The organism is Bradyrhizobium sp. 61, assembly GCF_023073075.1.
GTDB classification, from domain to species: domain Bacteria; phylum Pseudomonadota; class Alphaproteobacteria; order Rhizobiales; family Xanthobacteraceae; genus Bradyrhizobium; species Bradyrhizobium barranii.
In genome coordinates, this window is the sequence record NZ_JADPIU010000097.1 from 33,697 (window position 1) to 48,139 (window position 14,443).

At 65.3% G+C, this 14,443-nt stretch carries 15 protein-coding genes; 7 read left to right on the forward strand and 8 right to left on the reverse strand.

Going from position 1 to position 14,443, the window contains the following annotated elements; all coding sequences use genetic code 11:
• Positions 1-113: 113 nt before the first annotated feature.
• Entirely contained in the window at positions 114-2,948 is a 2,835-nt protein-coding gene (locus tag IVB46_RS38795) for a winged helix-turn-helix domain-containing protein (RefSeq protein WP_247345270.1), read from the forward strand.
• A 30-nt stretch (positions 2,949-2,978) separates the two neighbouring features.
• On the opposite strand, the gene IVB46_RS38800 is transcribed toward IVB46_RS38795, so the two are convergent.
• The gene (locus tag IVB46_RS38800) at positions 2,979-3,650 is read right to left on the reverse strand and encodes a response regulator transcription factor (RefSeq protein WP_071917775.1); all 672 of its coding nucleotides are present in this window, start codon (positions 3,648-3,650) and stop codon (positions 2,979-2,981) included.
• A 343-nt stretch (positions 3,651-3,993) separates the two neighbouring features.
• Between IVB46_RS38800 and IVB46_RS38805 the strand changes: the two genes are divergently transcribed.
• Positions 3,994-5,619 (forward strand): MFS transporter, encoded by a 1,626-nt coding sequence (locus tag IVB46_RS38805; RefSeq protein ID WP_175627402.1) that lies wholly within the window; start codon positions 3,994-3,996, stop codon positions 5,617-5,619.
• Between the two features lie 162 nt (positions 5,620-5,781).
• On the opposite strand, the gene IVB46_RS38810 is transcribed toward IVB46_RS38805, so the two are convergent.
• The 3 genes from IVB46_RS38810 to IVB46_RS38820 all read right to left on the reverse strand — a co-directional run bounded on the left by IVB46_RS38810 (position 5,782) and on the right by IVB46_RS38820 (position 7,218).
• Positions 5,782-6,255, reverse strand: a complete 474-nt coding sequence (locus IVB46_RS38810; RefSeq protein ID WP_247316310.1) for a secondary thiamine-phosphate synthase enzyme YjbQ — start codon at positions 6,253-6,255, stop codon at positions 5,782-5,784.
• 160 nt (positions 6,256-6,415) lie between these two features.
• Positions 6,416-6,934, reverse strand: coding sequence for a hypothetical protein (locus IVB46_RS38815; RefSeq protein ID WP_247316311.1), 519 nt, complete (start codon positions 6,932-6,934; stop codon positions 6,416-6,418).
• Positions 6,935-6,975: 41 nt separating this feature from the next.
• Complete coding sequence (locus tag IVB46_RS38820) at positions 6,976-7,218, reverse strand: hypothetical protein (protein ID WP_247316312.1); 243 nt, start codon at positions 7,216-7,218, stop codon at positions 6,976-6,978.
• A 75-nt stretch (positions 7,219-7,293) separates the two neighbouring features.
• Between IVB46_RS38820 and IVB46_RS38825 the strand changes: the two genes are divergently transcribed.
• From IVB46_RS38825 to IVB46_RS38845, 5 genes are all read left to right on the forward strand, one after another.
• Positions 7,294-7,668, forward strand: a complete 375-nt coding sequence (locus tag IVB46_RS38825; protein ID WP_063980777.1) for an AtpZ/AtpI family protein — start codon at positions 7,294-7,296, stop codon at positions 7,666-7,668.
• A 112-nt stretch (positions 7,669-7,780) separates the two neighbouring features.
• Entirely contained in the window at positions 7,781-8,530 is a 750-nt protein-coding gene (locus tag IVB46_RS38830) for a F0F1 ATP synthase subunit A (protein ID WP_071916889.1), read from the forward strand.
• A gap of 53 nt (positions 8,531-8,583) precedes the next feature.
• On the forward strand, positions 8,584-8,814 hold the full coding sequence (locus IVB46_RS38835) for a F0F1 ATP synthase subunit C (protein WP_007599451.1): 231 nt from the start codon (positions 8,584-8,586) through the stop codon (positions 8,812-8,814).
• 60 nt (positions 8,815-8,874) lie between these two features.
• Positions 8,875-9,438, forward strand: a complete 564-nt coding sequence (locus IVB46_RS38840; protein ID WP_085402616.1) for a F0F1 ATP synthase subunit B' — start codon at positions 8,875-8,877, stop codon at positions 9,436-9,438.
• A 5-nt stretch (positions 9,439-9,443) separates the two neighbouring features.
• Positions 9,444-9,929, forward strand: a complete 486-nt coding sequence (locus tag IVB46_RS38845) for an ATP F0F1 synthase subunit B (RefSeq protein ID WP_085402617.1) — start codon at positions 9,444-9,446, stop codon at positions 9,927-9,929.
• 189 nt (positions 9,930-10,118) lie between these two features.
• Here IVB46_RS38845 and IVB46_RS38850 read toward each other — a convergent pair whose 3' ends face one another.
• From IVB46_RS38850 to thrC, 4 genes are all read right to left on the reverse strand, one after another.
• The gene (locus IVB46_RS38850) at positions 10,119-10,775 is read right to left on the reverse strand and encodes a hypothetical protein (protein WP_247316313.1); all 657 of its coding nucleotides are present in this window, start codon (positions 10,773-10,775) and stop codon (positions 10,119-10,121) included.
• Between the two features lie 119 nt (positions 10,776-10,894).
• Positions 10,895-11,482, reverse strand: a complete 588-nt coding sequence (locus tag IVB46_RS38855) for a GNAT family protein (RefSeq protein WP_014498500.1) — start codon at positions 11,480-11,482, stop codon at positions 10,895-10,897.
• Between the two features lie 39 nt (positions 11,483-11,521).
• Positions 11,522-12,811 carry a pitrilysin family protein gene (locus tag IVB46_RS38860; RefSeq protein WP_028148714.1) on the reverse strand — a complete coding sequence of 430 codons (1,290 nt, stop codon included), beginning with the start codon at positions 12,809-12,811 and terminating at the stop codon, positions 11,522-11,524.
• Positions 12,808-14,226 carry a threonine synthase gene (thrC, locus tag IVB46_RS38865; RefSeq protein ID WP_247316314.1) on the reverse strand — a complete coding sequence of 473 codons (1,419 nt, stop codon included), beginning with the start codon at positions 14,224-14,226 and terminating at the stop codon, positions 12,808-12,810. The genes IVB46_RS38860 and thrC overlap by 4 nt, the downstream gene beginning before the upstream one ends.
• Between the last annotated feature and the right edge of the window lie 217 nt (positions 14,227-14,443).

Sequence of the window (14,443 nt, forward strand, 5' to 3'; positions counted from 1 at the left end):
CGCGCAGCCCCGCCGCGAGGCCTGCATCAGCGGTCTGATGCCGATGCAGGTGCGGCCTTGCCGGATTGCGATCATCTGGCTATCCGGTCGGTTTGAAAGGACAACATTTCGCCATGACCGAGCCGGCCGGCACCGCAACGGGAACCCAATCGTTCGGGCCATTCACCGTGACATCGCAGGAAAGGCTCGTGATGCGCGACGGCGTCGCGCTGCCGCTCGGCGCGAAGGCCTTCGACACGCTGATTGCGCTGATGTCGCGGCCGAACGAGGTCGTCAGCAAATGGGATCTGATGGCGCTGGTGTGGCCCGGCCTGACCGTCGAAGAAGCCAATCTGCGCTTTCACGTCGCAGCCCTGCGCAAGGCGCTCGGCGACGGCAAGGACGGCGCCCGCTACATCACCACGCTCTCCGGCCGCGGCTATTGCTTCGTGGCGCCGATCTCCAAGGCGGAAATCGCGGCCGAGCGACGCCCCGCGCAGCGAACGGAATTGCCGCCCGTCAAGCTGCCGAACCGGCTGCAACGGATGGTCGGGCGCGACGATGCGGTCGCCGCCGTCTCCGACAAGCTCATCGGCTCGCGCTTCGTCACGATCGTCGGCCCGGGCGGCGTCGGCAAGACCGCCGTTGCGGTGGCAATCGCGCACGACCTGCTGGAGACTTTCTCCGACGCCGCGCATTTCGTCGACCTCGCCGCGCTCAGCGATCCCGATCTCGTGATCACCTCGATTCTGCTGATGCTGGGCTTGCCGGCGCAGACCGACGATCCCCTGCCTGCATTGCTCGCGCATCTCGGCGACAAGCGGATGCTGCTGATCCTCGACAATTGCGAGCACGTCGTCGCCGCCGCGGCGCCGCTGGCAGCAGAAATCTTTCACGCCGCACCGCATGTCCATATCCTCGCCACGAGCCGCGAGGCCCTGCGCGTCGAGGGCGAGCAGGTCTACCGATTGGCGCCGCTCGCCGTTCCGCCTGACAATCCCGGGCTGACCGCGGCTGCCGCACAGACCTATCCCGCGCTTCAGCTCTTCCTCGAACGTGCCATGGCCGGCGGCGCGCAGATCGCGCTCGACGACGCCAATGCCGCGATCGTCGCCGGGATCTGCCGCAAGCTCGACGGCATGGCGCTGGCGATCGAGCTCGCCGCCGGCCGGGTCGAAGCCTACGGCCTGGAGCAGACGGCCGCACTGCTCGACGAACGCCTCAATCTGCTCTGGCAGGGCCAGCGCACCGCGCCGCCGCGGCAGAAGACGTTGCAAGCGACGCTGGACTGGAGCTACGGGCTCCTGTCCGACACCGAGCGCCTCGTGCTGCGCCGGCTTGCCGTCTTCGCCGGTCACTTCACCATCGACGCCGCGCTCGAAATCGTGCCGGACGAGCGCGTCGACCGCTCGCGCCTGTTCGATGCCATCGACAGCCTGGTCGCCAAGTCGATGGTCGCGCCGCGACCGGTCGGCGCCATGATGCGCTACCGTCTGCTCGACACGACGCGCGCCTATCTGCTCGAGATCGAGCCGAACGAGACCGCGCTTGCCGCCCGCCACGCGACCTACTACCGGCGATGGCTGGAGCAGGCCGGCACGACATGGGCGACGGTGCCGAGCGCCGACGAACGCGCGATCCATTTCTCCGCGCTTCACAACGTGCGCGCCGCGCTGGACTGGTGCTTCGGCACGGGCGGCGATGCCGGCATCGGCATTGCGCTCGCCGCCGCGGCGGCTCCGATCTTTCTCGCGATGTCGCTGCTGATCGAATGCCGGCGCTGGTCGGAACGGGCGCTGCTTGCGATCGATCCGCCCTCGCGCGGCAGCGCCGAGGAAATGCACATCCAGGCCGCCCTCGGATTGACCTTGATGTTCACGCGTGGCGGCAGCGAGGCTGCGCGTGCCGCCCTGAGCCGGAGCCTGGCGATCGCCGAGGCGCGCGGCGACGCGCCGAACCAGCTCCAGCTGCTCGGCCGCATGCACATCTTCCACGAGCGGATGGGACAGTTCGACGCCGCGCGCAGTTATGCGCAGCAGAGCCTCACGGTCGCCGAGACGCTCGGCGATGCCGCCGCCATCGCCCTCGCCCATTCGCTGCTGGGTGTCTCCTTGCATCTGGCCGGCGAGCATCGCGACGCACTGAGCATGCTGGAGGCCGCCTGGCACGGGCCGGGCACGGAGCGGATCAGCACGGTCCACGGCTTCGATCACCGCAACCGGGCCGGCATCGCGCTCGCGCGCGAGCTTTGGTTGCAGGGCCGACCGGCGGCTGCGCGGCAACTGGCGCTGCAGACGGTCACCGAGGCCGCGCAGATGGACCATCCGATCACGCTCTGCATCGCGTTGATCTGGGCGGTCTCGATCGATCTCTGGAGCGGGGATCTCGACGGCGCGGAAGAGAACATCGACCGCTTCATCGCACATGCCGAAACGCGCTCGATGGGCCCTTATCTCGCGGTCGGCCGCGGCGTCAAAGGCGAGCTGGCGATCCGGCGCGGCGACGCCGCTGGCGGCGTCGAGACGATACGGGCCTGTCTGCGAGAGCTCCACGACGCCGGTTACGAGCTGCTCACCACGACGTTCAACATCGCACTCGTGCATGGCTTGCTGGCGCTTGGGCAGATCGAGCGGAGTGCGCGCCTGATCGATGACGCGATCGGCCTCGTCGAGCAAAGCGGCGATCATCTCTACATGCCCGAGCTGCTGCGCATGAAGGGCAAGGTGTCGCTGTCATTGCCGCAGCCGAACCGTGGAGAGGCCGAAAACCACCTGATGCAGTCGTTGGAACTGAGCCGTCGCAACGGTGCAAAAGCCTGGGAGCTGCGGGCTGCGATCGATCTCACCGAGTTCCTTGCTGAACGTGGCCGGTGTGAGGAAGCGAAGCGGTTGCTGCAGTCGGCGCTCGAGGGCTTTGCCGAGGGCTCCGAGACTGCGGATATCAAGGCCGCCAAAAGGCTCCTGGGGTGACCCAGGTCGGCAGTGCGCACCGACGACGGCTTACCCCGTCGGGGTGCCCTGCTTCCACTGGCCGCCGGCGATCTTCGCCGCGGCAATCACCGCCTGGGTGCGGCTCTCGACACCGAGCTTTTGCAGGATCGCCGAGACATGCGCCTTGATGGTGGCTTCGGAGACGCCGAGCTCGTAGGCGATCTGCTTGTTGAGCAGCCCTTCCGACAGCATCATCAAGACCCGGACCTGCTGCGGCGTCAGCGTCACCAGGCGGTCGCGCAGGCGCGTCATGTCGGGATCGGCGGCAGCCGATAGATCGGTGTCGGTGGGAACCCAGACGTCCCCCTCCATCACCTTGAGGATCGCGTCGCGCAAGGTCTCGACGCCGAATCGCTTCGGGATGAAGCCGGAGGCGCCGAAATCGAGCGAACGGCGAATCGTGGCGCTGTCGTCGGAGGCCGAGACGATCACCACCGGGATGGCCGGGTATTGCGCGCGCAGATAGATCAGCCCGGAAAAGCCGGAGATCCCGGGCATCGAGAGGTCGAGCAGGACCAGATCGACGTCGGATGTCTGTTCCAGCAGCTTGGTGAGATCCTCGAACGATCCGGCCTCGTCGATCCTGGCCGAGGTCAGGACGCCCGCCACCGCTTGCCGCAACGCGTCGCGGAACAGGGGATGGTCATCGGCAATGACGAGATGGGTCGAAGGAGCGCTCATCGTTCTCTTGCTGGCATTCACACCGGGCCAGTAGGCCGGCCCGGGGCCTTGGTCAATTCTTTCCCGACCGGCCGTGGCATGCAAGTGGGCATTATCCCTTTGCGGGAACGGGGTTAACCCATGGTCGAGCGCTATCGTGCCGGATTGAAAGGTCCGCGGCGTCAGGTGCGCGTCAGTGCGCAAGGCCGAAAGTCGTATTGGGGCGGGTTTCACGCCGATGTTACCTTGGAGCCAAGACCTGGGTTGATCCGGCATGACCGGATATCCGGGGCGCGAGGAAACGCATTTCGGGGAGCGACTCAACATGTCGACAATGGCTGTGTCTCAAGCGGGCGCGGGAGGAATGACGAAGGACGAACGGTTCGTCATTCTCGCCTCCTCGCTCGGTACCGTCTTCGAGTGGTACGATTTCTACCTCTACGGTTCGCTGGCCGGCATCATCGGCGCGCAGTTCTTTTCGGCCTATCCGCCGGCAACCCGCGACATCTTCGCGCTGCTGGCCTTCGCCGCGGGCTTCCTCGTCCGTCCGTTCGGCGCCATCGTGTTCGGGCGCGTCGGCGACATCGTCGGCCGCAAATACACCTTCCTCGTCACCATCCTGATCATGGGTCTGTCGACCTTCATCGTCGGCCTGCTGCCCAATGCGGCGACCATCGGCATCGCGGCCCCGATCATCCTGATCGCGCTGCGCCTCGCCCAGGGCCTGGCGCTCGGCGGTGAATATGGCGGTGCGGCGACCTATGTCGCGGAGCACGCGCCGAACGGCAAGCGCGGCTATTACACCTCGTTCATTCAGACGACCGCCACGCTGGGCCTGTTCCTGTCGCTGCTGGTGATCCTGTTCACCCGCAGTGCGATCGGCGAGGCCGATTTCGCGGCCTGGGGCTGGCGCATCCCGTTCCTGGTCTCGGTGCTGCTGCTCGGCATCTCGGTCTGGATCCGGCTCCGCCTCAGCGAATCCCCGATCTTCCAGAAGATGAAGGACGAGGGGAAGAGCTCGAAGGCGCCGCTGACGGAAGCCTTCGGCAACTGGCAGAACGGCAAGCTCGTTCTGCTCGCGCTGCTCGGCGGCGTGATGGGCCAGGGCGTGGTCTGGTACACCGGCCAGTTCTACGCGCTGTTCTTCCTGCAATCGATCCTGAAGGTCGACGGCTATACCGCCAACCTGCTGATCGCCTGGTCGCTGCTGCTCGGCACCGGCTTCTTCATCGTGTTCGGCGTGCTCTCCGACAAGATCGGCCGCAAGCCAATCATCCTCGGGGGCTGTCTGATCGCCGCGCTGACCTTCTTCCCGATCTTCAAGATGATCACCACCAACGCCAACCCGGCGCTGGAAAAGGCGATCGAGTCGGTCAAGGTCGACGTGGTGGCGGATCCCGCGGGTTGCGGCGACCTGTTCAACCCGGTCGGCACCCGCGTCTTCAGCGCGCCCTGCGACACCGCACGCGCCTACCTGTCGGGCGCGTCGGTGAAGTACTCGACCTCTTCCGGCCCGGCCGGCTCCGGCGTGAAGGTGGTGGTCAACGGCAAGGACATCGCCTACGCCAACGCCAAGGACGGCAATCCCGCGCTGCTCGCCGCAGTGCAGGCAGCCGGCTATCCGAAGCCGGGCGATGCGGGCATCGTGAAGATGTCGCATCCGTTCGACATCTTCCGTCCGCAGGTGGCCGCGACCGTCGGGCTGCTGTTCATCCTGGTGATCTTCGTCACCATGGTGTACGGCCCGATCGCCGCGATGCTGGTCGAACTGTTCCCGACCCGCATCCGCTACACCTCGATGTCGCTGCCCTACCACATCGGTAACGGCTGGTTCGGCGGCCTGCTGCCCGCGACCGCGTTCGCCATCGTGGCCTCGACCGGCGATATCTATGCGGGTCTCTGGTATCCGGTCATCTTCGCATCGATTACCGTCGTGATCGGCTTCTTCTTCCTGCCCGAGACCAAGGACGTCGACATCAAGGCGACCTGATCGACAGCAGCGATCGACAATACGAACCGGCCGCGGTCTCCGCGGCCGGTTTTGTTTTCAGCCCTAGGGCCCCGTTCCGATGGAATCGGAACGGGGCCCTGGATTCATTATTTTGACGCGTTTTCCATACGCGAACCGGTATCCACTTCGCTCGAAAACGCTCTACTGATTGCTACCCATGAATTGCAGCACCACCTCGCGCCGGTGCGGGCGGGCGCGATGCTCGATCAGGTAGATCGCCTGCCAGGTGCCGAGCGCGAGCTTGCCGTTCAAGACCGGGACCTGAAGCGAGGCCCCGGTTAGCATCGTCTTGATATGCGCCGGCATGTCGTCCGGTCCCTCGGTGTCGTGCGTCCAGCCGCCGTTTTCAGGCGCGAGCCTGGACAGCGACGTGGTGAGATCGACGAGCACGGACGGATCGGCGTTCTCCTGGATCGTCAGCGAAGCCGAGGTGTGCCGGATGAACAGCGTCAGCGCGCCATCGCGCGCCTGAACCTCATTGATGAACTTCGCGGCTTCGCTGGTGAGATCCGTGAAGCCGCGGCCGGGCGTCTGCACGGTCAGCAGTGACGATGCGACGGTGGTGGCTTGCACCGACGATGGCGCCGAGCGCGTGACGGATTTGCCTGATGTCATGAAAGATCTCTCAACTCGGAATGCCGCCGTAGGGTGGGCAAAGGCGCGTAGCGACGTGCCCACGTCTTCTTACGTCACGGTGGAAACATGGTGGGCACGGCGTAAGAACGCCTTTGCCCACCCTACGGCAGCTCAACGCATGGATAGCGCGAAGAGGTCCTCAAATCTTCCCCGAGACGTCCTTCTGCACGCGGTTGGCCATGTCGATCAGCCGGCGCCAGGCCTTTTCCAGGAACGACATCACCCGATCGACATCCTGGTCGCTGGGCAGCGGAATCTCGATCTTGCGGTCCCCCTCGGCGACCTTCGGGTCCTTCTTGAGCGGATCGGATTTCGGCATCGCCTCGTCGATCTTGCCTGACACGGTCGGCCCCGCCGCGATCTGCCCCTTCAGCTTCTCGACTTCGGCCTGGAGCCGGCCGATCTCGGAGTCGAGCGCGGTGCGTTCGTCGGGCACCGCGTAACAGGCCCAGCCCGCGCCGTTCTTGGTGCAGGTCGATACCGTGCCGGTGCGGGTGTCGAGCCGCAGCACGCCCTCGGGGATAGGCGTCATGCTGTAGCGGCCGTTTTCGCTGTCGGGCGCGGACTGTGCGGCAACGAGGCCGCCGCCGATGGTCATCATCGCGGCGAATACCGCCGCTGCAAGCCATGATGCTGTGGATGAATTTGCTGGTCTCATCGCGCTCTCCGCCATGGCGCTTCTGTGGCTTCTCTTCAATTCTACACCCCGGCGAGGCGATCTGCCGCCCAAAACGCGCCACCGATATCAACGATCGCGGCAATCCCTTTGATCCCGCCAGCAGGACGAAATGGTGGTCGTATTCGCCGATCATGAAGAGAGCTGCTGCGGTGCGGCGTCACGCTGTGTGCAGCGTTGCCGCGCGCGCCAATATCATCAAGTAAATCAGATAGATAATAGAACGCGACGCAATCGTGACTTGGCTTGACTTGATTATGGGCCATCAGTATGGTCCGCGCGGCTTTTGAGGGTGGCGGGCGTAATTTCCATTCAGCCGCGGCGTTTCGGGTCTTCGTTGCATGACACAGGGCACGGGACACGGCGAGAATGGGGATCGCGATAGATCGTCCGAGGAAGCTGCGCTTTCCGAACGGCTCGGAAATCTTGATCAGCGGTTGTCCGAATTCCGGGACCGACGAATCAAGACCGAGCAACCCGCAGGTGACGGTGAAGACAGAGCGGCCAGAGCTTCGGCGATGGCGCTTGGTTTCCGGTTATCCTCCGAGTTGGTCGCCGGGGTCGTTGTCGGAGCGGGGATTGGCTGGGGTTTCGACCGCTTGCTGTCGACGTCGCCTTTCGGATTTATCGTGTTCCTGCTGCTGGGCTTCGTGGCCGGCGTGGTGAATGTGGTGAGAACGGCAGGCGCGGGTCAAAACAGGCGCGGTGATTCTTAAGCGATCCGCACCAACAGAGGAATGATCGTGCCGGCCATGCCGGTACGGGCCGGCCCGGCCGGCAGACCGAGACCCGCCGGCATTGCCCGGCAGACCAAGAGATGCCGCGCTGATGAAAATCGACCCGATCCACCAGTTCAACATCGAGCCTCTCTTCACCCTGGGCCATATCGGCAATCACACGATCGCCTTCACCAATTCGTCGCTCTACATGCTGGTGGCGGTGGCGATCATCTCGTTCCTGATGCTTGCCAGTGGCACGCAGCTGGTTCCCGGGCGCCTCCAGTCGGTCGCCGAGATCTCCTACGAATTCGTCGCCTCGACCATCCGTTCGACGGCCGGCGCGGAAGGCATGAAGTTCTTCCCGCTGATCTTCTCGCTGTTCATGTTCATCTGCGTCTCGAACCTGGTCGGCATCATCCCCTATACCTTCACGATCTCGAGCCATCTGATCGTGACGGCCGCGCTCGCGCTTTTGGTCTTCTTCACCGTGCTGATCTACGGCGTTGCCAAGAACGGCCTGAAATTCTTCTCGATCTTCGTGCCTCACGGCGTCCCCGGCTACATCCTGCCGCTGGTGATGTTCATCGAGATCCTGTCGTTCTTCCTGCGGCCGGTCTCCCACAGCGTCCGTCTGTTCGCCAACATGCTGGCCGGCCACATCGCGCTCAAGGTTTTCGCGGGCTTCGTCGCCATGCTCGGCTTCTCGCTCGGCGCGCTCGGCTGGGTCGGCGGCGTGCTGCCGCTGGCGCTCACGGTCGCGCTGTACGCTCTCGAGATTCTGGTCGCGTTCCTGCAGGCCTATGTGTTTGCGATCCTGACCTGCATCTACCTGAACGACGCCATTCATCCGGGACACTGAGCGGTCCGGGGAATTTCCACCCACAACCCAATCTTTCTTCCAAGGAGTCTAAAATGGATCCGGCAGCAGCAAAACTTATCGGCGCGGGCATCGCATGCATCGGCATGGGCGGCGCGGGCGTCGGCGTGGGCGTGATCTTCGGCAACTACCTTGCCGCAGCCGTTCGCAATCCGTCGGCCGCTCAGGGCCAGTTCGGCAACCTGATCTTCGGCTTCGCCGTGACCGAAGCGCTTGGCATTTTCTCGCTGCTGATCGCGCTGCTGCTGCTGTTCGTTCCGCTCTGAGGACGATGTTTCGCGCCGCTTCGACCGAAGCGGCGCGCATGACGGCAACAGGAGTAATCCATGGCTGAGAGTCATGGCGGGGCGAAAAGTCCGGCGGCGGGCGCCCACACCGAGTCCGAAGGCGGTCACGGTGGCGGTTTTCCGCCTTTCGAGAGCGGCACCTATGCTTCACAGCTGGTGTCACTCGCGATCTTCTTCGTCGCGCTTTACGTGATCGTGTCCAAGCTCGCTCTGCCGCGCGTCGGCGGTGCGATCGAGGCACGTCAAAACAAGATCGAGGGTGACCTCGCCGAAGCGCAGAAGCTGAAGGACCAGTCCGACGCGGCGCTGAAGGCCTATGAGGGTGAGCTTGCTTCGGCACGTTCGCGCGCGCAGGCGATCGGCAACGAATCCCGCGACAAGGCGAATGCGCAGGCGGAAGCCGAGCGCAAGGCGCTTGAAGAGCAACTGGCGGTCAAGCTCGCCGAGGCGGAAAAAACCATCGCCTCGACCCGCACGACGGCCATGAGCAACGTCCGCGGCATCGCGGCCGATGCGGCAGGCCAGATCGTGCAGCAGCTCACCGGTATCGTTCCGGACGCAGCCTCGGTCAGCACTGCCGTTGACGCGTCCTTGAAGGGTTAGTCGATATGTTCTTCGATCCTGAAACCTGGGTCGCCATCGCCTTCGTGATCCTGATGGTCCTGTTCGGCTATCTCGGGGTCTTCAAGAAGGTGACGACTGCGCTCGACCACCGCGCCGACCGCATCAAGGCCGAGCTCGACGACGCGACGCGCCTCAAGCAGGAAGCGGCCAAGGTGCTCGCCGACTACAAGGCGCGCAGCGCCACGGCCGAGCGCGAGGCTGCCGACATCATCGCCAACGCCAAGTCCGAAGCCGAGCGCATCGCGACCGAGGCCAAGGCGAAGATGGAAGACTTCGTCGCCCGCCGCACCAAGACCGCGGAGAGCAAGATCGCGCTCGCCGAGGCCCAGGCGGTGGCCGATGTCCGCGCCGCAGCCGCGGAAGCCGCCGTCCAGGCCGCCTCCACGATCCTGTCGCAGTCGGTCAAGGGCCAGGTCGCCGATGACCTGCTCGCCAAGGGCATCAACGAGGTTCGGCAGAAGCTGAACTGAGGGGCTTTGCCCTCACCAATCAAAAAGCCGGCGCGCGAGCGCCGGCTTTTTTGTTGGGCAGGCCTGTAGCCGCAAATCAGGTGTCATCACCCGCGAAGGCGGGTGATCCAGTATTCCAGAGACAGCAATGGGATACGGAGAAGCCGCGGCGTACTGGATGCCCCGCCTTCGCGGGGCATGACAGCGAAGCTATTTCTTCTTCGGCCTTGCCTTCGGCTCGGGCGAGAGCGCCTGCGGGTCGAAGCCGACATAGAAGATGTAGGAATCGGCGATCTTGGCCGAGGGCACCGGATAGGCCAGATCCTCGGCGATGAAGGTGAAGGGCACGCTGCCGCCCTCCGACATCTCGACCGTGGTCCGGTACGCCTTCGAGGCGATCACCTTCTCGCCGACGCCGCCCTGCACCACGGCAATGCGCAAGGGCACCTCGACGGTCGCAGGCGCACCGGCGGGACCGGCGATGACACGGCCCTGGATGCCGATCCGGGCCGTGATATCGCCGCCATTCCGGGTACATTCACGCGCCATCTTGGTGATCGTGGCCTGGAAGCGGATCTCATTGCCGACGGCCGGCTTGCCGGCGGCGCCGACCGCGTAGGTCGAGGCCCCGGCGCGCACCGTGACCTGCGGACAATCGACGTCGTCATCGGCCGCCGGCTGGCCGGGCGCGGGCGCCGGCTTGGGCTGGGCCGGCTCGTCGGACTTGCCGCCGAACAGGCTCTTGAAGCGGTCGGTGAGCGACTGGGCCGCCACTGGCGAGACGGAGGCGAGCGCAACCGACAACGCCAGCGCGATCCCCGTCCCCCGCCGCAACGCATTCCGCGATGACCGAAGCTTCTTCACCATCAACGCCCATACTCCATGACCATCTTCCAGCCGATCGCCGGCCGGCCAGCGGTTTATATCGCCAAAATCGGCGAACCCAAGGCAGCAAACAAGGAGACTTTGGCAGCACGAGCGGCAGCTCAGCCGCGGAAATCCTCGTGCAGCAGGCCGAACAGCAGGTGGTCCTGCCAGACCCCGTTGATGCAGAGATAGCGGCGCGCCAGGCCCTCGCGGGAGAAGCCGCACTTCTCCAGCACCCGGATCGACGGCGCATTGGTCGGGATGCAGGCGGCCTCGACCCGGTGCAGATTGAGCTCGCCGAACAGCGTCGGCAGCAGCACCCGGAGCGCCGCCGTCATGTAGCCGCGATGGGCATGAGGCTTGCCGACCCAATAGCCGATGGTGCCGGCCTGGACGATGCCGCGGCGGACATTGGCGAGCGTGATGCCGCCGACCATGGCGCCATCGAGCTCACGGAAGATCAGAAAGGGATAGGACCGGTCCGCGGCGATGTCCTCGGAATAGCGCCGCAGGCGGCGGCGGAAGCCGGACCGGGTCAGGTCATCCGACGGCCAGATCGGCTCCCAGGGCGTCAGGTAGTCGCGGCTGGACTCGCGCAAATGTGCCCACTGTATGAAGTCCGACATCTGCGGCGCGCGCAGCAACAGGCCGTTGCCGCGCGGCGCGAGGGCGGCGGGTCCACTGGATGGCAGGCGAAACAGGGCCATGGTGATGCTTCCCGGGGCAGATCAGCCCGTGCGCGGCTCCTAATGTAGCCGCGCCTTGGCACGTGCCCGGGTCAATCCTTCCGCAAAAGATACCGCCGTGTCCAGACCCCTGCCACTGCCCAATGCGACAACTGCAGGGCGGCTCCGCGAAAGCAGCGCACGCGCGGCATCCCGGGTTGATTCGACGCTGACGGCGTCGATCCGGGCCACCAGTTCCTCGACCGTCTGCGGCCGGCCATAGGCCAGCACATGCCGGGCCAGCTGCTCGGCGCGGGACGAGCAGCTCTCCAGCGCCATCAGGAGGCCCGCCTTCATCTGCGCCTTGGCCCGCGCGATCTCGGCCTCGGTCAGCGTCTCCACCGAATCATTCATGATGTCGACCACGACCTCCATCATCTCCGGCGCGTCGGCCGGATCGGTGCCGGTGTAGAGGCCGAAGAAGCCCGTGTCGGTGTAGGGCGCGTGGAACGAGTAGATGGAGTAGCAGAGGCCGCGCTTCTCGCGCACCTCCTGGAACAGCCGCGACGACATCCCGCCGCCGAGGATGTTGGTGAAGACCTGGAGCGAGAATAACGACAGATCGCTCTGCGGCACGCCTTCCAGCGCCAGCGTCAGATGCGCCTGCTCGAGCTCGCGATGCACCACCTTGGCGCCGCCCTTGCCGAACTGGGCGGCTTGCGGCTTCGGACCCGGCGTTCCCTCGAAACTCGCAAAGCGCTTCTCGACCTCGGCGACGACCTGCTTGTGATTGACCGCGCCGGCTGCCGCCACCACCATGTCGGGGCCGCGATAATGCGTCGAGAGATAGCCGCGCAGCATGTCGCGGTTGAAGGCGCGCAGGGTCTTGGCGGTGCCGAGCAGCGAGCGGCCCATCGGCTGGTCGGGATAGCAGAGCTCGTTGAGATGCTCGAACACGACGTCGTCGGGCGTGTCCTGCGCGGCACCGATCTCCTGCACGATGACGTTCTTCTCGCGCTCGAGCTCGTCCGGCTCGAAAGCGGGATTGGCGAGGATGTCGGCGAGTACGTCGAGCGCGAGCGGCACGTCGGCCTTCAGCACCCGCGCATAATAGGACGTGGTCTCGGTCGAGGTGCCGGCATTGAGGTCGCCGCCGACCGCCTCGATCTCCTCGACGATCTCGCGCGAGGAGCGCTTGGTCGTGCCCTTGAAGGCCATGTGCTCGAGCAGATGCGAGATGCCGTGCTCGTTCGGCTTCTCGTCGCGCCCGCCAACACCGGCCCAGACGCCGAGCGCCGCGGTCTCGAGATGGGGCATCTCGTCGGTGACGACGGTCAGGCCGGAGGCAAGCTTGGACATCTCAACACTCATCCGGCAACTCCCTGTTTTGCGGCCCGGCTGACCGACAGCACGAACCGCTCGACCTCGGCCTGATCGTTCTTCATCACCTTCATGTGTTCGGATTTGGTCATGAGACCGTCGAGCCAGGCGGGCAATTGCGGCCGCTGGCCGCAGGCTGCCTCGACCGCATCGGGGAATTTGGCCGGATGGGCGGTGGAGAGCACGATGCTGGGCACCGTCGTATCGGTGGTGTCGCGGTCGGCGACCGCGAGCGCCACCGCGGTATGGGGATCGACCAGCTCGCCCGCCTCGCGCCAGGCGGCGCGGATCGCGGCTGCGGTTTCGGTCTCATCGGCCCGGCCGGCGTCGAATTCTTCACGGATTGCGGCCAGCATCGCGTCAGGCAACACGAAGCGCCCCGACTGCTTCAGCGAGTCCATCAGACGGCGCACGCCGGCCGCATCGCGCCGGCCGGCCTCGAACAGCAGCCGCTCGAAATTCGAGGAGATCTGGATGTCCATCGATGGCGACGCGGTGGCGTGCACCTCGCGCACCTCGTAGATCCCGGTCTTGAGCGTGCGCGCCAGAATGTCGTTGACGTTGGCGGCGATGCGCAGCGTGCGCACCGGCAGCCCCATCCGCTTGGCGACATAACCGGCAAAGATGTCGCCGAAATTTCCGGTCGGCACGACGAAATCCACCGTGCGTGCCGGCGCGCCGGCGGCGACGGCGGAGGTGAAGTAGTAGACCACCTGGGCGACGATACGCGCCCAGTTGATGGAGTTGACGCCGGAGAGCGAGGTCGCATCGCGGAAGCGATGGTTGTTGAACATCCCCTTCACGAGCGCCTGGCAGTCGTCGAAATTGCCCTCGATGGCGAGCGCATGGACGTTGGCCGCGCCCGTCGTCGTCATCATCCGCCGCTGCACATCGGAGATGCGGCCGTTCGGAAACAGCACGATGAGATCGACATTCTCGAGTCCCGCAAACGCATCGACCGCCGCGCCACCGGTGTCGCCCGAGGTCGCGACCACGATGGTGGTGCGCTGGCCGCGCTTGGCGAGCACGTGGTCCATCAGCCGCGAGATCAGCTGCATCGCCACGTCCTTGAAGGCGAGCGTCGGGCCGTGGAACAGCTCCAGCACGAATTGATGCGGCGTCATCTGGCGCAGCGGCACCACCGCCGGATGGCGGAAGGTGGCATAGGCCTCGTTCGCCATGCGGCCGAGCTCGGCATCCGAAATCTCGCCGCCGGCGAACGGACGGATCACGTCGACTGCGACCTCCCAATAGGGGCGGCCGAAGAAGCCAGCGATGGCCTCGGTCGAGAGCTGCGGCCACGTCACCGGCACATACAGGCCGCCGTCACGGGCAAGCCCAGTCAGCATCACGTCACAGAAGCCGAGTTCTGGGGCCTCGCCCCGGGTCGAGATATAGCGAGTCAAACTGCCCTCCAAAGGCCGGCCGGCCTTGAGCCAGATCCATAAGCCTTTGATTTCATGAAACTACTTGTTAACGGCCAGAGGCGTTGCGCCACCATAAAGTGTTTTGCGGCATCGGGAAACCGCTTCCCGCCTGTGCCCCGCTCAACGAAAAAGGGCTGCGGCGATGCCGCAGCCCTCTCTTGGAAGGTCTGTCGTTGATATGTGCAGACCCGGTTTG

Bases quoted from the DNA above. Each gene is read 5' to 3' on its own strand.
- IVB46_RS38795 (WP_247345270.1), top strand. From the start codon at position 114: ATGACCGAGCCGGCCGGCACCGCAACGGGAACCCAATCGTTCGGGCCA.
- IVB46_RS38820 (WP_247316312.1), bottom strand. From the start codon at position 7,218: ATGGCCCATAATCAAGTCAAGCCAAGTCACGATTGCGTCGCGTTCTAT.
- IVB46_RS38835 (WP_007599451.1), top strand. From the start codon at position 8,584: ATGGATCCGGCAGCAGCAAAACTTATCGGCGCGGGCATCGCATGCATC.
- IVB46_RS38825 (WP_063980777.1), top strand. From the start codon at position 7,294: ATGACACAGGGCACGGGACACGGCGAGAATGGGGATCGCGATAGATCG.
- IVB46_RS38845 (WP_085402617.1), top strand. From the start codon at position 9,444: ATGTTCTTCGATCCTGAAACCTGGGTCGCCATCGCCTTCGTGATCCTG.
- IVB46_RS38815 (WP_247316311.1), bottom strand. From the start codon at position 6,934: ATGAGACCAGCAAATTCATCCACAGCATCATGGCTTGCAGCGGCGGTA.
- IVB46_RS38840 (WP_085402616.1), top strand. From the start codon at position 8,875: ATGGCTGAGAGTCATGGCGGGGCGAAAAGTCCGGCGGCGGGCGCCCAC.
- IVB46_RS38810 (WP_247316310.1), bottom strand. From the start codon at position 6,255: ATGACATCAGGCAAATCCGTCACGCGCTCGGCGCCATCGTCGGTGCAA.
- IVB46_RS38830 (WP_071916889.1), top strand. From the start codon at position 7,781: ATGAAAATCGACCCGATCCACCAGTTCAACATCGAGCCTCTCTTCACC.
- IVB46_RS38805 (WP_175627402.1), top strand. From the start codon at position 3,994: ATGACGAAGGACGAACGGTTCGTCATTCTCGCCTCCTCGCTCGGTACC.
- IVB46_RS38855 (WP_014498500.1), bottom strand. From the start codon at position 11,482: ATGGCCCTGTTTCGCCTGCCATCCAGTGGACCCGCCGCCCTCGCGCCG.
- IVB46_RS38850 (WP_247316313.1), bottom strand. From the start codon at position 10,775: ATGGTGAAGAAGCTTCGGTCATCGCGGAATGCGTTGCGGCGGGGGACG.
- IVB46_RS38800 (WP_071917775.1), bottom strand. From the start codon at position 3,650: ATGAGCGCTCCTTCGACCCATCTCGTCATTGCCGATGACCATCCCCTG.
- IVB46_RS38860 (WP_028148714.1), bottom strand. From the start codon at position 12,811: ATGAGTGTTGAGATGTCCAAGCTTGCCTCCGGCCTGACCGTCGTCACC.